General features: G+C 43.3%; 19 protein-coding genes. 12 read left to right on the top strand and 7 right to left on the bottom strand.

What is annotated here, in order from left to right; all coding sequences use genetic code 11:
* Window positions 1-147 precede the first annotated feature (147 nt).
* From J4N22_RS02785 to J4N22_RS02765, 5 genes are all read left to right on the top strand, one after another.
* Window positions 148-1,362 carry an HD domain-containing protein gene (locus tag J4N22_RS02785; protein WP_207492190.1) on the top strand — a complete coding sequence of 405 codons (1,215 nt, stop codon included), beginning with the start codon at window positions 148-150 and terminating at the stop codon, window positions 1,360-1,362.
* An 81-nt stretch (window positions 1,363-1,443) separates the two neighbouring features.
* Window positions 1,444-2,502, top strand: a complete 1,059-nt coding sequence (lpxD, locus tag J4N22_RS02780; RefSeq protein WP_207492189.1) for a UDP-3-O-(3-hydroxymyristoyl)glucosamine N-acyltransferase — start codon at window positions 1,444-1,446, stop codon at window positions 2,500-2,502.
* A 108-nt stretch (window positions 2,503-2,610) separates the two neighbouring features.
* Complete coding sequence (locus J4N22_RS02775) at window positions 2,611-4,023, top strand: bifunctional UDP-3-O-[3-hydroxymyristoyl] N-acetylglucosamine deacetylase/3-hydroxyacyl-ACP dehydratase (RefSeq protein WP_207492188.1); 1,413 nt, start codon at window positions 2,611-2,613, stop codon at window positions 4,021-4,023.
* The gene (lpxA, locus tag J4N22_RS02770; RefSeq protein ID WP_207492187.1) at window positions 4,016-4,813 is read left to right on the top strand and encodes an acyl-ACP--UDP-N-acetylglucosamine O-acyltransferase; all 798 of its coding nucleotides are present in this window, start codon (window positions 4,016-4,018) and stop codon (window positions 4,811-4,813) included. Before J4N22_RS02775 ends, lpxA begins: the two co-directional genes overlap by 8 nt.
* On the top strand, window positions 4,803-5,420 hold the full coding sequence (locus tag J4N22_RS02765; RefSeq protein WP_207492186.1) for an ABC transporter ATP-binding protein: 618 nt from the start codon (window positions 4,803-4,805) through the stop codon (window positions 5,418-5,420). Before lpxA ends, J4N22_RS02765 begins: the two co-directional genes overlap by 11 nt.
* Window positions 5,421-5,516: 96 nt before the next feature.
* Here J4N22_RS02765 and J4N22_RS02760 read toward each other — a convergent pair whose 3' ends face one another.
* The gene (locus J4N22_RS02760) at window positions 5,517-6,731 is read right to left on the bottom strand and encodes an alanine dehydrogenase (RefSeq protein WP_207492185.1); all 1,215 of its coding nucleotides are present in this window, start codon (window positions 6,729-6,731) and stop codon (window positions 5,517-5,519) included.
* Between the two features lie 63 nt (window positions 6,732-6,794).
* Window positions 6,795-7,211, bottom strand: a complete 417-nt coding sequence (gene tsaE / locus J4N22_RS02755; protein WP_207492184.1) for a tRNA (adenosine(37)-N6)-threonylcarbamoyltransferase complex ATPase subunit type 1 TsaE — start codon at window positions 7,209-7,211, stop codon at window positions 6,795-6,797.
* A gap of 125 nt (window positions 7,212-7,336) precedes the next feature.
* Here tsaE and J4N22_RS02750 point away from each other — a divergent pair, with 125 nt between their 5' ends.
* The 4 genes from J4N22_RS02750 to J4N22_RS02735 are packed head-to-tail and all read left to right on the top strand — an operon-like array spanning window position 7,337 to window position 11,941.
* Window positions 7,337-9,457 (top strand): heavy metal translocating P-type ATPase, encoded by a 2,121-nt coding sequence (locus J4N22_RS02750; RefSeq protein ID WP_207492183.1) that lies wholly within the window; start codon window positions 7,337-7,339, stop codon window positions 9,455-9,457.
* Window positions 9,458-9,506: 49 nt separating this feature from the next.
* The gene (locus J4N22_RS02745; RefSeq protein WP_207492182.1) at window positions 9,507-9,674 is read left to right on the top strand and encodes a hypothetical protein; all 168 of its coding nucleotides are present in this window, start codon (window positions 9,507-9,509) and stop codon (window positions 9,672-9,674) included.
* Window positions 9,665-10,036, top strand: a complete 372-nt coding sequence (locus J4N22_RS02740; protein ID WP_207492181.1) for a type II toxin-antitoxin system VapC family toxin — start codon at window positions 9,665-9,667, stop codon at window positions 10,034-10,036. The genes J4N22_RS02745 and J4N22_RS02740 overlap by 10 nt, the downstream gene beginning before the upstream one ends.
* Window positions 10,037-11,941, top strand: a complete 1,905-nt coding sequence (locus J4N22_RS02735) for a RecQ family ATP-dependent DNA helicase (protein WP_207492180.1) — start codon at window positions 10,037-10,039, stop codon at window positions 11,939-11,941. It abuts the gene before it with no gap.
* Window positions 11,942-11,969: 28 nt separating this feature from the next.
* On the opposite strand, the gene J4N22_RS02730 is transcribed toward J4N22_RS02735, so the two are convergent.
* Window positions 11,970-13,532: a helicase HerA-like domain-containing protein gene (locus J4N22_RS02730; RefSeq protein ID WP_207492179.1), complete on the bottom strand. Its 1,563-nt coding sequence runs from the start codon at window positions 13,530-13,532 to the stop codon at window positions 11,970-11,972.
* A gap of 125 nt (window positions 13,533-13,657) precedes the next feature.
* Between J4N22_RS02730 and J4N22_RS02725 the strand changes: the two genes are divergently transcribed.
* Window positions 13,658-14,062 (top strand): DUF3592 domain-containing protein, encoded by a 405-nt coding sequence (locus tag J4N22_RS02725; protein WP_207492178.1) that lies wholly within the window; start codon window positions 13,658-13,660, stop codon window positions 14,060-14,062.
* Between the two features lie 223 nt (window positions 14,063-14,285).
* On the opposite strand, the gene J4N22_RS02720 is transcribed toward J4N22_RS02725, so the two are convergent.
* Window positions 14,286-14,657, bottom strand: coding sequence for a co-chaperone GroES (locus tag J4N22_RS02720; protein WP_207492177.1), 372 nt, complete (start codon window positions 14,655-14,657; stop codon window positions 14,286-14,288).
* A 206-nt stretch (window positions 14,658-14,863) separates the two neighbouring features.
* Here J4N22_RS02720 and J4N22_RS02715 point away from each other — a divergent pair, with 206 nt between their 5' ends.
* Window positions 14,864-15,559, top strand: a complete 696-nt coding sequence (locus tag J4N22_RS02715; RefSeq protein ID WP_207492176.1) for a response regulator transcription factor — start codon at window positions 14,864-14,866, stop codon at window positions 15,557-15,559.
* 96 nt (window positions 15,560-15,655) lie between these two features.
* Window positions 15,656-15,919 (top strand): hypothetical protein, encoded by a 264-nt coding sequence (locus J4N22_RS02710; protein ID WP_207492175.1) that lies wholly within the window; start codon window positions 15,656-15,658, stop codon window positions 15,917-15,919.
* Window positions 15,920-15,921: 2 nt separating this feature from the next.
* On the opposite strand, the gene ruvB is transcribed toward J4N22_RS02710, so the two are convergent.
* From ruvB to J4N22_RS02695, 3 genes are read right to left on the bottom strand one after another with little or no spacing between them, the layout of a single operon-like run.
* Entirely contained in the window at window positions 15,922-16,947 is a 1,026-nt protein-coding gene (ruvB, locus tag J4N22_RS02705) for a Holliday junction branch migration DNA helicase RuvB (protein ID WP_207492174.1), read from the bottom strand.
* A 59-nt stretch (window positions 16,948-17,006) separates the two neighbouring features.
* Window positions 17,007-17,702, bottom strand: a complete 696-nt coding sequence (locus J4N22_RS02700; RefSeq protein WP_207492173.1) for a peptidoglycan DD-metalloendopeptidase family protein — start codon at window positions 17,700-17,702, stop codon at window positions 17,007-17,009.
* Window positions 17,703-17,713: 11 nt separating this feature from the next.
* Window positions 17,714-19,900, bottom strand: coding sequence for a S9 family peptidase (locus J4N22_RS02695; protein WP_207492172.1), 2,187 nt, complete (start codon window positions 19,898-19,900; stop codon window positions 17,714-17,716).
* Between the last annotated feature and the right edge of the window lie 105 nt (window positions 19,901-20,005).

The raw sequence follows: 20,005 nt of genomic DNA, 5'->3' as shown, positions 1-20,005 counted from the left end.
TGGTGAATGTACACATTAGCCTCATTAACAAGCACAAAGATGGTGACGTTAACAGTTTGGCAACAGAAGGCTTTTATTTTCTAACCTACAGAAAATAAACCCTTTCTATCATTGGTCATCCTGTAGTTTTACATTTTAAATCATTATATGGCTTCATTCTCCCGCAAGATCATCAACGATCCCGTTCATGGTTTTATCACTGTTAGTCACCCGCTGATCCAACAGGTGATAGCGCATCCATATTACCAAAGGCTTAGAAGAATTTACCAGATGGCGTTGGCGCATCTTGTTTACCCTGGTGCTGTCCACACCAGGCTGCATCACTCCTTAGGCGCATATCACCTGATGAATAGTGCGCTCACTGAATTATGCAGTAAAGGAGTGGAAATAACCGAAGAAGAACAAGTGGCGGCTAAGGCTGCTATTCTACTTCATGATATAGGACATGGACCTTTCAGCCATGCGCTTGAAAATATTTTGCTGCGCGGTGTACACCACGAAACCATGAGCCTTAAGCTGATGCACAGCATGAATGAACAACTGGGCGGAAAACTAACAATGGCCATCGATATTTTCACTGATAAATACCCGAAGCGTTTTCTGCACCAACTGATAAGTGGACAACTGGATGTAGACCGGATGGATTACCTAAGCCGCGATAGCTTTTTTACCGGTGTAAGCGAAGGCGTAATTGGTTATGATAGAATTTTAAAAATGCTGGTGGTTCACAACGGTGAGCTGATGATAGAAGAAAAAGGAATTTTCAGCGTAGAGAAATTCCTGGTGGCGCGTCGCCTGATGTACTGGCAAGTTTATTTACACAAAACAGTATTGGCTGCAGAGAAAATGATGGTAAAGATCATTGAGCGGGTAAGGTACTTAACAGAAAAAGGAGATGGCTCTTTACAAACGCATACTCCTATTGACTTCTTCCTCCACAGGTTTGATGGTGTTATAACCGACGATGTACTAGAAAAATTCTGCCAGATGGATGATTATGATTTCATGCACGCCATCAAAATGTGGCGCCACCATCCTGATACCATTCTAAAAACTTTATGTACGAATATTCTGGATCGTAAACTTTTGAAAGTGCGACTGCAGGCTGACCCAATAAATGAAAGTACGCTGCAGCAGAAAATTGAAAGTGCTTGTCAGAAGTTAAACATCACCCAAGTGGAAAGCGGGTACCTGGCTTTTACTGGCGAAACCATAAATACCATGTACACCATGAAGGATGAAAGGATCAATATCTTATTCAAAAACGGGCAGGTGAAAGATATTTCGCAGGTAGACAATGCCTTGATACATAAAACAATGGCAACCCCTGTAAAAAAATTCTACATTTGTTTTTATGAATAGTTTTGCAGCTATTCAATCCGGCGTTTTCAAAAGAAGGATGATTTTTGCTGTGAGCTCGTTGCCACGGCTAAAAACAAAAACATGACATTTACGGCAAATCAAATAGCGGTTTTACTACAAGGAAAAATAGAAGGAGAACCGGACTGTAGCGTTGATAGTTTTGGCAGAATAGAAGAAGCGAAAAAAGGACAACTTGCGTTTTTAGCCAATCCCAAATACGAAGATTTTTTATATACCACAGGAGCATCCGTCGTTATTGTCGGCGAAAAGCTTCAACTGAAACATCCTGTTCAGAGCACACTTATCCGCGTGGCTGATCCTTACTCCGCTTTTGCCAGTTTACTGCACCATTACCAGCAATTAAAGACCAGCCAGCTCAATGGCGTTCAGGAACCTTCCTATGTGGCAACCACTGCTACCAAAGGTGAAAATGTGTACATCGGCGCTTTCGCCTATGTTGGTGATGGCACGAGCATTGGCAACAATGTGAAAATTTTCCCTGGCGTATTTATTGGCAACAATGTAAAGATTGGCGACAACTGTATTTTTCACCCAGGTGTTAAGATCTACCACGATTGTGTACTCGGCAAAAACGTGGTCATACATTCTGGCACGGTGATAGGCGGCGATGGCTTTGGTTTTGCGCCGCAAGCCGATGGCACTTTCAAAAAGGTTCCGCAGATTGGTAACGTGGTCATAGAAGACAATGTAGAGATCGGCTCTAATGCTACTATTGACCGTGCTACCATTGGTTCTACCGTAATACGCGCTGGTGCCAAGCTTGACAACCTGATACAGATAGCCCACAATGTAGAAGTAGGTACAAACACGGTGATTGCAGCGCAAGCTGGTGTAAGTGGCAGTACCAAAATAGGCAACAACGTAATGATTGGTGGCCAGGCAGGTGTAGTAGGTCATATACAAATAGCTGATGGTAGCCGCATAAACGCTCAAAGCGGCGTAAGCAAAAGCATTAAAAAGCCAAAATCATCTGTTACTGGGTCTCCTGCTTATGAATATGCGAGTGCATTACGCAGCCAGGCTGTTACCCGCAACCTTCCCGAACTTGAAAAAAGAATAACTGACCTGGAAAACCTGGTAAAACAATTACTGGAAGAAAAGGCTCAGTATAATGTATAAATAGCTGTATATCGAAGCTTTTGAATAAACCCTGCACCAGTAGTTGCAGGGTTTTTACTTTTTATAGAAAAGCATAGTTTTCATACTTTCGCCACTTTTAAAGGAGCTATGCACAGTAACGGACAAACATTTCAACATACACTCGCAACAGAATTTAGTATATCGGGACCCGGTATACATACAGGGCACCTGGTAAATATGGTGGTTAAACCTGCGGCTCCTAATACAGGAATAAACTTTCAACGGGTAGACCTGGAAGACAGGCCTGTGGTAAAAGCAGATGTTGACAATGTAGTAATGACCAACCGTAGTACTGCCATTGAGAGCAATGGTGCACGCATTTATACCATTGAGCACCTGATGGCTGCTTTTGTGGGTATGGGTGTAGATAATGCACTGGTAGAACTAGACGGTGATGAAGTTCCAATACTGGATGGTAGCGCACATGCCTTTGTAGAGGCCATTGAAAAAGCTGGTGTAAAACAACAAGAGGTAGCCAAGATATTTTACAATATTGAGCACAACATCACATTTGTAGATGAGGAAAGAGGGGTTGAAATGGTGGCGCTTCCTTTTACTGAATACCGCGTAAATGCGCTAATTGACTTCAATAGTCCTGTACTAGGAACGCAGCATGCAAGCCTGAAAGACATTAAAGACTTTAAGAACGAAATAGCTCCCTGCCGTACATTTTGCTTTTTCCATGAACTGGAGTGGCTGCTGGATCATGACCTGATAAAAGGTGGTGACAGGAACAATGCAGTAGTAGTGGTTGACAAGCCAGTAACCGACAACCAGGTAAAAAAATTAAAAGCACATTTTCCGGATATAGAGATTCCTAAAGGGCAAGGCTACCTGAACAATGCAGAACTAAGATTTGACAATGAGCCGGCTCGTCATAAACTGCTGGATGTAATCGGTGATCTTGCATTGGTTGGATTTGCATTTAACGCTCATATCATAGCAAGCAAACCTGGCCATGCTGCCAATGTGATGTTTGCTAAAAAGCTGAAGGAGCATATTAAAAAAGTGAAGCAAAAAGGTGAGATACCTGTATATGATCCTACGAAGCCGCCGCTTTTTGATGTGCACGCTATAGAAAAGCTTTTGCCTCACCGCTTCCCGTTCCTCTTGGTTGATAAGATCATTGAACTTACCGATACAAAGGTTGTAGGAATTAAGAATGTTACTTACAACGAGCCATTCTTCCAGGGACACTTTCCTGGTAATTGTGTGATGCCAGGTGTTCTACTTGCAGAAGCGTTGGCTCAGTGCGGTGGTATATTAGCCATACCAAAAGACACAGAAGATAAATACGATACTTACTTTCTTAAGATAGACAACTGTAAGTTCAAACAAAAGGTAGTACCTGGCGATACGCTGATCCTGCACATGGAGCTGGTAAGCCCGATAAGAAGAGGACTGGTAGAAATGAAGGGAACTATATACGTAGCGGGTAAAATAGCAGCAGAAGCAATATTGGTTGCTCAAATAGTTAAAAGAACAAAGCAAGATGATTAGTCCTTTAGCGCAGATACATCCAGGGGCACGCATAGCTGAAAATGTACGTGTAGACGCGTTTTCGGTTATAGAGGACAATGTAACTATCGGAGAGGGTACGCATGTAATGCCTAATGTTACCATCTTTAGCGGCACCACTATTGGCAAAGGCTGTATCATTTTCCCAGGCGCAGTACTTGGCGCCATACCACAAGACCTGAAATTTGTTGGTGAAGAAACTACTGTAGAAATAGGCGACAACACCACGATACGCGAATGTGTAACCATAAACAGGGGCACAAAAGACAGGTGGAAGACTAAGGTGGGCAGCAACTGCCTGCTGATGGCTTATGTACATATAGCGCACGACTGCTTTGTTGGCAATCATGTTATTCTTGCTAATGCTGTTCAACTGGCAGGGCATGTAACCATAGATGACTATGCCATTCTGGGTGGTTTGTCAGGTGTTCACCAGTTCATCCACATAGGTGCGCATGTTTATATAGCAGGTCAAATTCTCATTCGCAAAGATGTTCCTCCTTATGTAAGAGCTGCCCGCGATCCACTGGCTTATGTTGGTATAAACAATGTAGGCCTTACACGCCGCGGCTATGCAAAAGAAGTGATTGATGAGATCTCTGCCATCTATCATATCCTGTTTGTACAAGGGCATACTACATCTAAAGCAATTGAGATAATCAACGAAACATTGGCTGATACGGAGGTGAAGAGAGATATCATTGGCTTTGTAGAAAATTCAAAAGCCGGGATAATAAAACGCTCTGTAAAATCCGGGCTCGATGACTATTAAGCTTACCAATGCAGGTAAACGCTTCAACCGCGATTGGATTTTCAAACAACTTTCCACTGAGATTTTCCCTGGTAATACCGTAGCCATTACAGGTGCTAATGGTAGTGGCAAAAGCACTTTGCTGCAAGTGATCAGTGGCAACATGGCCATTAATGAAGGCAAGGTAGAATGGCAGGTGGATGAAAAGCTGGTGGATGAAGAAAAAGTGCATCAACACTTATCTATTGCTGCTCCCTACCTGGAGGTTATTGAAGAAATGACTGCTACTGAATTTCTCCAGTTTCACCACCAGTTTAAGAAATTGATCCCCGGCATTTCCATTGAAGAAATTTTACAGATTATAGGCTTGCAACAAGCAGCACATAAGCAGATCCGCTACTATAGCAGTGGTATGAAGCAAAGGGTAAAACTAGCACAGGCTTTCTTTTCCGATGTTCCTTTATTGCTGCTCGATGAGCCATGCACCAACCTGGATGCTACAGGCATAGCACTGTATCATAAACTGGTAGAAGATTATACAAAAGGAAAAACAGTAATAGTAAGCAGTAATGATGAAGTAGAATATGCTTTCTGCAAGAGGACACTTTCTATAATGGATTACAAATAGCTTCTCCTACGAATCAGGCTAGCCTTCACGCTAACATCCAACATCTAACATCTAACGTCTCTCTCCTCACGCCTCTCTCCTCACGCCTACCCACAACTACCTCCTGCTGGCGATCAGCAAATTCAGGTCAGTGTATCTAAGGTCGAAACGCTGGCTTAAATAGAAATTAGTTAGATGACCTTTGTACATGTAAATTCCATGGCGAAGATTGAAGTTGTGCCATACCATTTCTTCAAAGCCACCTTCTTCACTTACATCTAGCAGTAGTGGCATTAGCACATTACTGATAGCCTGGCTGGCAGTACGGGCAAAGCCGCTCGGAATATTCGGAACACAATAATGGATGACATCGTGCTTTACAAACGTTGGCCGCTGGTGACTGGTTATTTCACTGGTTTCAAAGCATCCACCGCGGTCAATACTTACATCTATTATCACACTGCCAGAACGCATATTGGTCACCATCTCTTCGGTTACCACCACCGGTGTACGACCAAACTCACTGCTCATAGCACCCACAGCCACTTCGCAACTCTTTAATTGCTTGGCCAGGATCTTAGGTTCAATTACGCTTGTCCATACTCTTACACCTAGATTATTCTGCAGGCGTTTTAACCGGTACACATTGTTATCAAAAACTTTTACAGAAGCACCCAGTGCCAAAGCTGTACGTGTGGCAAACTCTCCTACTACACCTGCACCAATGATGATAACTTTTGTAGGAGGAATACCGCTTATACCTCCTAGTAAAACACCCTTTCCGCTATTGGCGCTGCCGAGGTATTGTCCTGCAATCAGCATGATAGCACTGCCGGCTATCTCGCTCATACTCCTAACAATCGGGTAAGTGCCGCTGTCGTCTTTCAGGTTTTCAAAACTAAGTGCAGTGATGCGTTTCTCCATCATGAACTGCAGGTACTCGCTACGCATGGCAGAAAGATGAATAGGCGAAACGATCACCTGGCTCATTTGCAACAGCGGGAGATCTTCTGCTACTACAGGAGCACTCTTTACAAGAATAGGCGCTTTAAAAACCTCCTGTTTTTCGTACACAATTTTAGCTCCTGCTTCGCTGTAATCTTTATCAGTAAACTTACTGCCATCGCCAGCCTTTGTTTCCATTACCACCTGGTGTCCATTGCTTACCAACACACTTACACCCTCTGGCGTTAGTGCAATACGATTTTCCTGGAACGCAGTTTCTTTTGGAATGCCAATATGCAATTGAGCTCCACGAGCCTTCACATCAAGCGTTTCTTCAAGCGTTTCGTAGGTAAATGAAGTACTAACCAGCGGTTTCAATGACGACATGTAGAGGCGTGTTTTTGGTGGATAAAGTTACTGCTTAAATAGGTAGCTGATATTAAGAGCTGCTTAATGCTTTGCCGAGCTGATCATCCTTGTCTGCGCATCTATTAATTGAATGGTCAGGTGAAGACAATCATCGGGCAATAGCATTGCAGCCTTTTCCGGCCACTCTACCAGGCATAAATTACCGCTGTAGATAGCATCTTCTATGCCAGCTTGCATTGCCTCTTCTTCGTCGCGCAGCCTGTAAAGATCCATATGATAAATAGTTCCGGCTTTGCTGCTTGCATATTCATTGATGATAGAATAAGTAGGACTTCCAATAGCAGTGGTTACACCCAGCACTTCGCAAAGCGCATGCACAAAAGTAGTTTTACCTGCACCCATCTCCCCATGAAGCGCCCACACTTTTTGGTGCTGGTGCACCTGCCACACATTTGCTGCTGTAGCTTTTATATCATCTAATGTGAATGTGAATTCCATAATGTCAACAACTTGTAAAAAATGGGCGTATGCCGCTGAAATGCAACTGTGTAGTAAAGATATCATTGAATGTAAAGCAGTAGCCGAAGTAGTACAGCATAATTTTGCAAAAGAAGATTTTACCTATGGAAAAGATAAGTTGGAAAGTGGAAGGTATGACCTGTAGCAACTGCGCACTTAGCGTAAGTAAGGTGCTGGAAAAACAAGGGATGAAGCAAATAGCTGTAAACCCACTGAACGGTGAAGTAGCATTTGAAAATGCAACAGCAAATGGTGGCGTAGACAAGGCCAGGAAAAATATTGAACTGCTAGGATATACAATTGTTTCGGGTGAAGAAAAAACAGGTGCTACAGCACCAAAAAGCAAATGGCTTAGAACAACTAAACAAAAATTTTTTTTCTGCCTGCCCTTTACGCTGCTGCTAATGGCAGGTCACCTGGGGATGACGTTTGGATGGCACTTCCTGCATAACCCTGTACTCGAGTTATTCCTTTGTTTACCGGTATTTATAGTAGGCATGAGCTTCTTTGGTAAGAGCGCCATCAACAGCCTGCGCACAGGTGTTCCTAATATGAATGTGCTGATAACGCTTGGTGCTGTATCAGCTTTCGTGTACAGCGTCATTGGCCTATTGACAGCCAATCCCGGTATGATGTTCTTTGAAACAGCAGCTTCTATTATCACCATTGTTTTCTTTGGCAACTGGTTAGAAGATGTATCCATTCAGAAGACACAAAAGACGGTGCGTGAGCTAACGAAGGAACAGAAGGTGATGGCCAATATGATTGCTTATGACGATCAACACAATGAAAATATTTTTCCTGTAGAAAACACCGCATTACAAGTTGGTGATTTGATATTGATAAAGTCTGGCGAGCAGGTGCCAACAGATTGTAAAATACTCAGCGGTGATGCTGAAATAAATGAGGCCATTGTGAGTGGTGAAAGTTTACCTGTTTATAAAAAACAAGGAGACACTATAATTGGTGGCAGCGTTGTTTCTAATGGTACGTTGAAATGCTATGTAACAGCAACAGGTAAAGACACTGTCCGCAGCAGCATTGTTCAAATGATGAAACAGGCACAGGGGCATAAACCGCCGGTGCAGAAGCTGGCTGATAAAATCAGCGCCATATTTGTTCCTATCGTTATCACCATTGCTTTGGTTACACTTGCTATCAATTATTTTTTTGTTGATGGTGTTACTTTTCAGCAGAGCCTGATGCGTTCTATAGCCGTGTTGGTAATAGCTTGTCCTTGTGCTATGGGATTAGCGACACCTGCTGCTATTGCCGTAGGCTTAGGCAGGGCAGCCCGTGAAGGCATCTTGTATACCGACAGCAAAAGCATGGAGCTGTTTCGCAACATTCAACAGATCGTATTTGATAAAACAGGAACGCTTACCAATGGCAATTTTGTAGTTACCGAATTTGAATCTTCTCTACCTGCAGATGACTTCAAGTCGCTGGTGTTTTCACTTGAGAAATTTTCAAATCATCCCATTGCCAAAAGCATTGCTCAACAATGGAAGACGAGCAAGGTGATGAAATGGAAAAAGGTAGAAGAGATAAAAGGAATAGGAATGAAAGCGGAGGACAAGGATGGGAATATTTATCTCATAGGTTCACCACGAATAGACGACAGTGTACAAGGAGCACATCATCTTTATGTAAAGAAGAATGATGAGATAGTAGGCTGGATAGACATTGCAGATGAATTACGACCCGAAGCTAAAGAGGTAATAGACTATTGCCGCAGGGCAAACATTCACACCATTATGCTTAGTGGTGATAGCTATGCAAAATGTAAAGCCATAGCAGAAACACTAGGTATTGATGAAGTAATTGCCGAACAGACACCGCAGCAAAAGCTAGAAAAGATAACACAGCTTGCAAATGAGAAGCCAACCATCATGGTTGGTGATGGCATAAACGATGCACCTGCATTGGCAAAGGCTACAATAAGTATATCCCTGAGCCAGGCATCACAACTGGCCATACAAAGCGCTTCTGTTGTTTTGATGAACAGCGGCCTTACAAAGCTTCCACTGGCAGTTCAGCTAGGCAAAAAGACCTATGGCACCATCAAGAGCAATATGTTCTGGGCGTTCATCTATAACATAGTAGCCATACCAATAGCTGCTGTAGGTTTGCTTACGCCTACAGCCGGTGCGCTGATCATGGGCTTCAGCGATGTAGTACTTGCAGCAAACTCACTTTGGCTGAACTATAAGAAGGTGGAGTAAAATTTGTACCTTTTAAACAACAAAATTTAAATCTCACAAGCCATCAGTTATGAATGAAGAAAAGGAAATTGAGAAGAAAAAATTGAAGTTGCAGGAACTTGAGGAACAAAATAAAAAGGCACCGCAAAAAGGTGATATTTCTTCTTTTTTTGGAGCCAATCCCGATGAAGTAGATGGAGAAGAGTTTCAACAGCAGGTAAGAAAAGAATGGCAATGATATTGTCAGACACGAGTGTCATTTTATACTTCCTAAAGGGAATGGAGTTTATGTTGCCTTATAAGGAAGAATTATTTTCTATATCAGTGATAACTGAAATAGAACTATTAGGTGTAAAAAATATTGAAACAGAAGATCTTCAAATAAGAAAAGCTTTAATAGAACAATCTATAACCTACCCCTTTACTGGGGAAATAAAACATCTTGCTATTAAACTAAAACAAGAGAAGAGCATCAGGATTCCAGATGCTATTATCGCAGCCACCGCTATTCAGTATAATCTAACTTTGTTAACTACCGATAAAGATTTTGCAAGCATCCCAAATTTATCTCTGATCCTTCTCAAGCCCTCTAAAAATTAATTGCCTTCACCACACGAAATACTACAACAGTACTGGGGCTACAGTTCCTTCCGTCCATTACAGAAGGAAATCATCCAATCTGTTTTGGATGGTAAAGATGTGCTTGCACTGCTACCAACCGGTGGAGGAAAATCCATTTGTTTCCAGGTGCCGGCAATGGTGAACGAAGGCATTTGCCTCGTGATCAGTCCGCTGATAGCACTAATGAAAGACCAGGTGCATAACCTGAAAAAGAAAAACATTCCTGCGCTTTCCATCTACAGCGGCATGAGCCACTATGAAGTAAAAGAAACACTTCAGAATGCATGCTATGGCCACTACAAGTTCCTTTATGTTTCACCGGAGCGGTTGGAAACGCAACTATTTAAAGAATATCTACCTGCTCTTAAACTCAATCTAATTGCAGTAGATGAAGCGCATTGTATATCGCAATGGGGGTATGATTTCAGGCCGCCTTACCTGCGCATTGCCAAATTACGCAGCGAATTTCCAAACGTGCCTATACTTGCTCTTACCGCCTCTGCAACACCCGTTGTACAAAAGGACATATGCGACAAACTTCATTTTGCCAACCCAGGAATCTTTCGGCAATCCTTTGCACGAGACAATCTTTCCATGAGTGCTTTCAATGCAGAAAGCAAGATCAACAAGCTGGTAGATATTTTACAAAAAGTACCAGGCTCAGCTATTGTTTACTGCCGCAACAGGAAAAAAACAAAAGAGATCGCACACCTCCTACATCTGAACCATATTTCTGCAGATTATTACCATGCAGGTTTGCTGCAGGCTGATAGAAGCCATAAACAGGAACGATGGATAAAGAATGAAATTACAGTGATTGTTTGCACCAATGCATTTGGGATGGGTATTGACAAACCTGATGTGCGGGTGGTGGTGCACGTAGATATTCCTGATAACTTGGAGAACTACTACCAGGAAGCAGGCCGTGCTGGCAGAGATGGCAAACGATCTTTTGCAGTACTACTGTATACGCAGCAGGAGCTTGCTGAACTAAAAGAACTGCCAGCAAAAAAATATCCTTCCGTAAAAGATATCCGCGACATCTACCAGGCTGTTGCTAATTTTTTACAATTACCTGTAGGTAGTGGCGAAGGACAATACTTTGATTTTAATCTCAATGATTTTGTAAGGAAGTTTAAGCTTGAAACCATTCCTGTTGTCAATGCTTTAAAAGCACTCGAACAGGAAGGACACCTTGCTTTTAATGAGCAGGTTTTTATTTCTACTAAAATATCTTTTAGCTGTTCTAAAGAAACGCTTCATGCATTTGAAGCATCGCATCCTGCTTATGATAATGTGGTAAAATACCTGCTGCGCACCTATGAAGGCATCTTTGATAATCTTGTTTCGGTAAATGAGAACCTGCTGGCGAGGTTAACGAAGCTAAGCACCGAAGAACTTCAGCAACAACTAAAGGCACTACAGGCGTTTGGCATTATCGAGTATCATCCGCAGAAAGAAACACCACAATTATTCTTTCTTCAAGACCGTGCGCCGGCTGAGTATCTTGTTTTTAACCAGCACGATTACCTGAAACGAAAGGAGGAATACAAACTGCGCGTGCAGGCAATGGAGCAGTATGTAATGCTGCAGGATAAATGTCGCAGCCAGTACATTGGCCATTACTTTGGGGATACTGAATTGCAAACTTGCAGCAGTTGCGACAATTGTTTGGAAAAGAAAAACAGCCAGCTGACAGATGAAGAATTCAAGATCATCAGCCAGCGCATATTGCACCACATCAGCAGCGCAGAAGCAGATATAAAGCTACTGCTGGACCACATGAAAGGCCTGAAAAAAGAAAAGGTGTGGCAGGTACTCGACTACCTGCAGGCAGAAGGAAAATTATCTGTTGATGCAAAAGGATTGATCAGGAAAGCCTAGTCTCCATCGCTGCTACAACCTTGAAATTTTAAAACCAGCTCTTCGTTTTCTTTCTGCTTCTACCGCCTAAACCCAATGCGCCTAACAGGCTTCGGGTGATCATAGTAGCAGCTGTACGCCCGGCACTTTTAACCATTGGATTATCAAAAAAGCTTTCTTCCTTGGCTGCTTTAGTTTGACGAGGTGCGGCTTTACCAGCAGCTTTTTCTTCTTTGGCAGCTGCGGTCTTTTCGGCGGCTTCTTCCAGTTTTGCTGTTAGTATTTCATGTGCACTTTCGCTGTTGATCTCCTTGTTATACTTAGCGGCTAATTTACTCTTGCCTACAATGCTATCTATCTCGACATCCGTAAGTACATCCATACGGCTGGTAGGTGGCGCAAGCATAACATGAGCAAGCGGAGTAGGAACACCTTTTTCATTTAGCATAGTTACCAATGCTTCGCCTATACCCATTTGAGTTATCAATTCATCTGTTTTGTAAAACTGCGTGATCGGGTAGTTTTCTGCCGTTTGCTTTATGACCTTTCTATCAACCGCTGTAAATGCACGCAGCGCATGTTGCACCTTCATACCCAGCTGGCCCAGAACACTGGCAGGTACATCCATCGGGTTTTGTGTAACGAAAAATATACCTATCCCCTTGGAGCGGATCAACTTGATAACTGTTTCTATCTGCTGTAGCAGTGCCTGGCTCGCCTCCTGGAAAATAAGATGCGCCTCATCTATGAATAGCACCAGTTTCGGTTTCTCAAGATCGCCTTCTTCAGGACTAACAGCATATAACTCGGCCAGCAGCTGAAGCATGAATGATGAAAAAAGTTTTGGTTTATCCTGCAGGTCTGTTACACGCAGCACGTTTATCATACCGCGACCATCATCGCTTATACGCATCAGGTCTTCTACTTCAAAGCTGGGTTCTCCAAAAAACACATCAGCACCTTGCTGTTGCAGCTCTATTACTTTCCGAAGAATGGTGCCTGCGCTGGTGGTTGATATTTTACCATAATCCTTTTCCATTTCAGCCTTGCCCTCGCTGCTCAGGTATTGCAGTACTTTAATGAAATCCTTCAGATCAAGCAGGGGTAGCTTCTGGTCGTCGCAATATTTAAAGATCATGGCTACCAGCCCGCCTTGCGTATCGTTGAGACCTAAAATTTTTGAAAGCAATACGGGACCAAATTCAGAAACGGTGGCACGAAGTCGCACCCCTTTTTGCTTACTCAGTGTAAGCAGCTCCACAGGGAATTGTGTAGGCTGGTAATCTATACCGATCAGCTGTGTCCTTTCTTTTATCTTATCATTCAAAGTACCCGGCATGGCTATACCACTCAGGTCACCTTTTATATCCATCAGCAGTACAGGTACGCTGGCATTGCTTAGCGCCTCGCTTATCATTTGAAGCGTCTTTGTTTTACCCGTACCGGTAGCGCCTGCTATCAGCCCGTGCCTGTTCATACTTCGCAATGGCAGGTTTATGTCTGCACCATCTACCACTTCACCATTCACCATTCCCGCACCTATCTTCACACTCTCTCCTTTAAATGTATATCCCGCTTTTATTGTTTCTACAAACTTTGCCTTGTCTGCCATTTGTATTTTTTTAGAAAGTTAATATTTAGCTGGATACAACATAGCCAAAAATTGTTTGTTGCAGCTGCTTACATGCTGTCTTTGCAAAAAACATTCACCTATCTTTTCGGGTTCAAATACTAGAGATGACCTGGTTCTTATTTACGATCATTGTTGGCTTAGGCCTGTACAGGTTGGTAGTGTATGCCCGCAGGGTAAAGAATTATTATAAAGTAACAGGCACCATTGTGGGCAACGAAGTAAAAACAGTGGATGATGCTTTGATGGGTAAGAAATACTTTTATTCACCCATTGTTTCGTTTACTGATATGCACGGTCATCCGCAGCAACTAATATGTGGCGCCGACAATGCAGACAGGCCATTATACAAGCCGGGAGCTTCCATTAAGCTACTTGTTCATCCCGATGACAGCACACGTTTCATCATGTACGATTTTGTAGAAGGCATCCTTATACCCATCATCTGGATCATAATTGGAACAGCTATTCCAATCATACCTATGCTGTTCCCGGAAACTTTTAAAGACTAGAAGAACAAGTAGGAAGTACGAAATACTAGATACAAATGGAAAGTATGAGGTTTGAAATACGGAGTACGATTTACAATAACAGGTTCTAGATACAACTCCGAGGTACTCATGCATTAGCGACCTCACAATGAACTAGAAACAATAAACCAGGAACAATAAAACAGGAACCAGAAACCCGTTCTCTCACGCCTCACGCCTCACGTCTCCCACCTAATGGCCTCCCCTACAGCTCATCCTCTCTTTCCAGCATCAATATAGCGCTCTGTGGCACTATATAGTAACGCTCACCCTGGTACATGATCTCGGTGGCGCCGCTCAACAAGAAAATTGCCAGGTCACCTTCACGTGCCTGCAGTGGTACATATTTCACATGCTCTTCTTCATTCTGCCATGGTTCATTTTCCACGGGCATGGGTATCACATAACCCGGACCTGTCTTTATTACCTGCCCCTGCTGCACCTTTTCCCTTTCGTGCACACCCGGCGGAAGATAAAGTCCTGTTTGTGTTCTTTCATCTGCTTTAGATGGTCTTATCAAGACCCTATCGCCAATTACAATCAGCTTCTTCAGTTTATTATCGGGTGTTAAAAGCATAACTAAAAAATGAGCGGCAAAATTATAGAGGCAAACGGAGTTGCCAAAGAGAGAGGAGCTAATGGCACAATTTTTTCATAAAACGATACAACAAACAGGTTGTGATTTCATTGGCTTATTTTTCAATAACAAAATAATTACCAGCAACTTGTATAGCTTCGGCTGATAGTTTTATCTTTAAAATCATAATCAAAAATTGACCAATCATGGACGGAAAAAAATACAAAATACTATTGTGCGAAGACGATACTAATTTGGGAATGGTGCTGAAAAATTACCTGGAATTAAATGATTATGATGTAATACTGGAAAGAGACGGCAGGTTGGGCCTGGCTGCTTTTCAGCGCGAAAAATTTGATATATGCCTGCTGGACGTGATGATGCCTAACATGGATGGATTTACGCTGGCAGAAGAAATACGTGATGTGGATCCTGATATTCCTCTGTTCTTCCTGAGTGCGAAGACAATGAAAGAAGACATCATAGCTGGTTACAAATTGGGTGCGGATGATTATATCACCAAACCATTTGACAGCGAGGTACTGTTGCTAAAGATCAAAGCCATACTTAAGCGCAATGAAGAAGAGAACCGCATCAATGAGAATATCGAGTTCGACCTGGGCAGGTTTCACTTCAATCCAAAATTGCGTGAACTAAGCCACGATGGCATCATGCAAACACTTTCTCCTAAGGAGAACGATCTGCTAAAAATGCTGGCTGAACATAAGAACGACCTGCTTCCACGCGAACAGGCGCTGAAAAAAATCTGGGGTAGCGATACTTACTTCAATGGCCGTAGTATGGACGTATACATTGCTAAGCTGCGTAAATACCTGAAAGATGATCCAAACATCGAGATCGTAAATATTCATGGTAATGGTTTCAGGCTGGTAGCTCCATAACCTGGCTCTAAACTTCGTGAAAAGCTCGTGCACTACTGCATGAGCTTTTTCTTTTACTGCCCGTAGTTGTGGTAAGGAAATTGTGTTAGCAACACTATGTTTATAATCAGGAGAATTATTACAATAGCTACAACAATAGCCGGCGGCATATTAGGCGTCATCATACTGGCTATCATTAATGGATTAGGTAACATGGGCTATACCTTTACCCAAGTATTTACCTATGGTTTTATAGGCGGCCTGATTGTCGGGTTTATCTGCAGTTTTTTCGTGATGTACTTCTTGCTTAAGAAGGCAAAGCAGTTTCTTTTTAAACGTTTCTCTGGTTTCTTTTCGCAGAAAGTTACCAGGAGGAGGTAATGCTAAAACAACATCCCGCCCCTTCCTTGCACACGTTTGCCTAAATGTTCATAGGCTTTTGGTGTCACCTCTCTACCTCTTGGCGTTCGCTGCATGAAACCTTCCTGTATCAAAAATGGCTCATACACTTCTTCCAGCGTACCCGGCTCTTCGCCTACTGCGGTAGCAATGGTGGTTAATCCTACAGGACCGCCCTTGAATTTTTCGATAATTGCAAGCAGGATGCGGTTGTCCATTTCATCCAGGCCATGCTCATCTACATTAAGTGCCTTTAGCGCGTGCTGCGCAATGGCCAATTCAATTTTTCCATCACTTAGTACTTGCGCAAAGTCGCGAACACGACGTAAAAGTCCATTTGCAATACGAGGCGTTCCGCGGCTGCGGCGGGCAATTTCATAAGCTGCCTCACCTGTAATAGGAGTAGTTAAAATATTGGCGCTGCGTTCTACTATCTTCTTTAGCACATCAGCATTGTAATATTCTAAACGTGATTTTATACCAAAACGAGATAACAGTGGTGCAGTAAGCAACCCACTCCTGGTGGTAGCACCTACCAGCGTAAAAGGATTAAGGGTAAGCTGGATGCTGCGTGCATTAGGACCGCTGTCAATCATTATGTCGATGCGGAAATCTTCCATAGCAGCGTACAGGTATTCTTCTACTACTGTGCTCAGTCGGTGTATCTCATCAATGAACAATACATCGTTTGGTTCCAGGTTAGTAAGCAAGCCAGCAAGATCTCCCGGCTTTTCAATAACAGGTCCAGAGGTTTCTTTGATGTTTACACCAAGTTCATTGGCAACAATGCGGCTGAGGGTGGTTTTACCCAAACCCGGAGGGCCATGAAATAAAATATGATCCAGTGCTTCGCCTCGCAGCTTGGCAGCTTTTATAAAAATGGAAAGGTTTTCGATCAGTTGGGGCTGGCCTGCAAAATCATCAATTTCTTTAGGCCGGATGTTGTTTTCAAATTCAACATCCGCTGGTCCCATCCCCTGCTTTTCCGTATTCAGATTTTGATTGGCCATGTGGTAAAATTAGGTAAATGTGCAGCCCTCTACTGAAGCTTCTGCAGGTAAATGGGTAACTATTCTTGTATTGCGTTTTGAACCATACCCAGTATGATGTCAGGATCCGGGCCATTGGCGAGGTAAGTTTCTCGTTCAGAAAATTTACAAACGCCGGGATAATCTCCCCTCCATTCACCCATATTCTCTATAAGCTGAAAGTGCAGGTGCGGCGGCCAGTAACCGTTTTCAACCGGCTCACCAAAATGACAAAATTCCTCTCCTTGTTTTATCTCCTTCCCTTCATGTAAACCCTCCAGGTCGCGCTGCGCCAGGTGACCATACAAAGAGTAAAAGGTGGCGCCATCAAGCGTGTGCTCCAGGATAATGGTAGCACCATAATCGCCATAATGATCATTGAAAGCAAAGCTGTGTACTCTACCATCGAGCGGGGCAAAAACCGGCACACCGGCAGGACCCCAAATATCTACTCCAAGATGCAGCCGCCGTGGTTCATCGGTAGTATCAAACACAGTGCTTCTGCTGTATACAGTGCGGTGCTCGTTGTAGCCGCCAACGCCATACCGGTACTCCACGCCCAGTTGTTCATTTACATACTGCGAAAACTTTTCCGTGTCGTTTAACACTTCATCAGTAAGAGCAGTATTGCTGGCGGTAAAGTTTAGCAGCAGTAGCTTATCGGCAGCGCGATCATACGGAACCACTGCTGCAAACTTCCCGGCGTGTTGCGCCAATATATCTTGTAGGCGGGGCATATAATTATCTATTAACGTAATACAGTTGCAGGTATAGGCTTGCGCAGCAGGTGATCGTAAATAAACCTGTTCTTCAGGTTGGTATAATGATCATTTTTAGCCGGCATATTTGCCCATCCATGTCTTCCTCCCGGGTACAACATAAACTCGAAATGCTTCTTCTTATCCTGCAGTGCACTTATCAATTGCATACTGTTCTGAAGGTGCACATTGTCATCGCTGGTGCCATGCACTATTTGCAACATGCCTTTGTACCTGTCAATATAATTTAGCACCGAGCTGCTCTTGTAACCTTCCGGGTTGTTCTGAGGAGTGCCCATAAATCTTTCGGTATAGTGGCTGTCGTACAGGCTCCAGTCGGTAACGCTGCCACCAGCCATGCCGTGTGTAAATACATCGGCACCATAAGTAAGCGCATATGCTGATAGATATCCACCATAGCTAAAGCCAGTGATAGCTATACGTGCAGGGTCTGCACTGCCATTGTTGATGAACCATTTTGCCATCGTTTTATAATCTTCCATTTCCCAGTAACCCAGGTTGCGATGCATGTAATTCACACCTTCTTTACCAAAGTGCCCGCTTGCCCTGTGATCGAAAGCAACCTGTATCAGACCTTCTTTTGCAAACCACTGGCTTGTGCCGTTCCACGTCCAGTTGTCCCACACACGTCCTGCATCAGGGCCACCGTAGATGCTGATGAGCATCGGGTATTTTTTGTTCGGGTCCATGTTTAGCGGCCAGGTAACCATTGCAGGCAGTTCATATAAACCATCTGCACTTTTTATTCTTATCAGTTCTGTTTTAGCTACTTCATAATTATCCATTGCTGAGCCCTTCATGCTGCCCAACTGGTGAAGTATCTTGCCTTTGTTATCAACCAGCGCCATATGGCGAGGTGTGGTTACATTGCTATAGCTAGTGATGAAGTATTTACCAGTAGGTGAAACTTCTACTTGCGAATGGTTGAATTCGCCAAAGGTCAGCCGCTTCAGGTCGCGGCCATTGAACTTAACGCGGTACAGGTCTGTACGTGCTGTATTCTCTAATCCACGCGCAGTAAAGTACACCAGCTGGTTCTTTTGATCTATCAGCTTTACATCCAGTACAGTGAACTTACCTTCAGTAATTGCATTTTTTAGGCTGCCATCATTGTTGTGCAGGTAAAGATGGTTCCACCCGGTTTTGTCACTCTTTAATATGAAGGAGTTGTTCGCGAGGAAAGTGATCCTTTCGCCTGCGTTGTCTTCCAGTGTGATCCATGTCTTTTGCTGTTCTTCATAAACAGGACGCTTGCTGCCGTTAGCAGTGTTTATCTCGTAAATCTTCAACTGGTTTTGGTCCCTGTTCATCCAGCTAACCCATAATTGGTTAGTGGCAGGGTTCCAGGTAGGCCAGCCAAAATACTGGTCATCTTTTTCATTGAAATCGGCCCATGTGGTAGCGCCACCTGCTGGATTTACAATACCTACACGCACCTCAGGATTTTTGTCGCCTGCTTTAGGATAACGCGTTTCTTCTATATGCCCGTGCTGCCCTTCATTTACATAAATAGGAAACATTGGGATCATGCTTTCATCAAAACGCATGTAGGCTAACTGCTTGCTGTCGGGGCTCCACCAAAAGGCGCGGAAGCGTGTAGCACGACCGAATATTTCTTCCCAATAAACCCAGCTGGCATAACCATTCAGTATCACATCGGTACCGTCAGTGGTTAGCTGGGTTTCTTTGTTTGTAGCCAGGTTGTAGGTAAACAAGTTGTTTTTTCTCGTATACGCCACGTATGTACTATCGGGCGAGAAAGTCGGGTTCTTTTCTTCTTCTGCAGGAGAGTTAGTTAGTCGTTTCGCTTCAACACCATTTTCAACCAGGTAAAGATCATTGCTCTTGCTAAGTATGATTTTGCCAAAAGCTGGTGTTGCTGTTCTTCTTACAGGTGAAGATGCGCCTGCAATTTCTGTCATGCTGCCGTTCTTTACATTCATCCTGTAAATGGTAGCGGCAGAGTCAGGATGCTTTCTTTTTGTAAGAACAACTTGTTCATCACCTTCCCAACGAAGGATGGTAGGAAGTGGATTGTAGAAGTTAGCAGGCAGCTTGTTCTTGAGGAGATCGTTGTAGTTGAATTCCTGCTTTTGTGCAATAGCCTGTGCCGAAGTAACCAGGAGCATTACCGGCAAAATCAATCGTTGTAGCATTGTAGCCTTTGTTTGTTTTTGTTAATGAAGCAACTGCTGTTGATGTTCAATATATGCATCAAAGCAGCACGATGGCTGCTTTGATGCGGTTTTATCTTTTTATTG

It is taken from the genome of Aridibaculum aurantiacum, assembly GCF_017355875.1.
Taxonomy (GTDB): Bacteria; Bacteroidota; Bacteroidia; order Chitinophagales; family Chitinophagaceae; genus Segetibacter; species Segetibacter aurantiacus.
The sequence above is the reverse complement of the archived record's forward strand: the minus strand, read 5'-3'. Positions and strand labels throughout refer to the sequence as shown.

Excerpts from the sequence above, each read along its gene's own strand:
- lpxD (WP_207492189.1), top strand. The coding sequence starts at position 1,444 with ATGACATTTACGGCAAATCAAATAGCGGTTTTACTACAAGGAAAAATA.
- J4N22_RS02760 (WP_207492185.1), bottom strand. The coding sequence starts at position 6,731 with ATGTCGTCATTGAAACCGCTGGTTAGTACTTCATTTACCTACGAAACG.
- J4N22_RS02765 (WP_207492186.1), top strand. The coding sequence starts at position 4,803 with ATGACTATTAAGCTTACCAATGCAGGTAAACGCTTCAACCGCGATTGG.
- ruvB (WP_207492174.1), bottom strand. The coding sequence starts at position 16,947 with ATGGCCAATCAAAATCTGAATACGGAAAAGCAGGGGATGGGACCAGCG.
- J4N22_RS02725 (WP_207492178.1), top strand. The coding sequence starts at position 13,658 with ATGACCTGGTTCTTATTTACGATCATTGTTGGCTTAGGCCTGTACAGG.
- J4N22_RS02745 (WP_207492182.1), top strand. The coding sequence starts at position 9,507 with ATGAATGAAGAAAAGGAAATTGAGAAGAAAAAATTGAAGTTGCAGGAA.
- tsaE (WP_207492184.1), bottom strand. The coding sequence starts at position 7,211 with ATGGAATTCACATTCACATTAGATGATATAAAAGCTACAGCAGCAAAT.
- J4N22_RS02720 (WP_207492177.1), bottom strand. The coding sequence starts at position 14,657 with ATGCTTTTAACACCCGATAATAAACTGAAGAAGCTGATTGTAATTGGC.
- J4N22_RS02715 (WP_207492176.1), top strand. The coding sequence starts at position 14,864 with ATGGACGGAAAAAAATACAAAATACTATTGTGCGAAGACGATACTAAT.
- J4N22_RS02785 (WP_207492190.1), top strand. The coding sequence starts at position 148 with ATGGCTTCATTCTCCCGCAAGATCATCAACGATCCCGTTCATGGTTTT.
- J4N22_RS02775 (WP_207492188.1), top strand. The coding sequence starts at position 2,611 with ATGCACAGTAACGGACAAACATTTCAACATACACTCGCAACAGAATTT.
- J4N22_RS02700 (WP_207492173.1), bottom strand. The coding sequence starts at position 17,702 with ATGCCCCGCCTACAAGATATATTGGCGCAACACGCCGGGAAGTTTGCA.
- J4N22_RS02730 (WP_207492179.1), bottom strand. The coding sequence starts at position 13,532 with ATGGCAGACAAGGCAAAGTTTGTAGAAACAATAAAAGCGGGATATACA.
- J4N22_RS02740 (WP_207492181.1), top strand. The coding sequence starts at position 9,665 with ATGGCAATGATATTGTCAGACACGAGTGTCATTTTATACTTCCTAAAG.
- J4N22_RS02750 (WP_207492183.1), top strand. The coding sequence starts at position 7,337 with ATGGAAAAGATAAGTTGGAAAGTGGAAGGTATGACCTGTAGCAACTGC.
- J4N22_RS02695 (WP_207492172.1), bottom strand. The coding sequence starts at position 19,900 with ATGCTACAACGATTGATTTTGCCGGTAATGCTCCTGGTTACTTCGGCA.
- lpxA (WP_207492187.1), top strand. The coding sequence starts at position 4,016 with ATGATTAGTCCTTTAGCGCAGATACATCCAGGGGCACGCATAGCTGAA.
- J4N22_RS02710 (WP_207492175.1), top strand. The coding sequence starts at position 15,656 with ATGTTTATAATCAGGAGAATTATTACAATAGCTACAACAATAGCCGGC.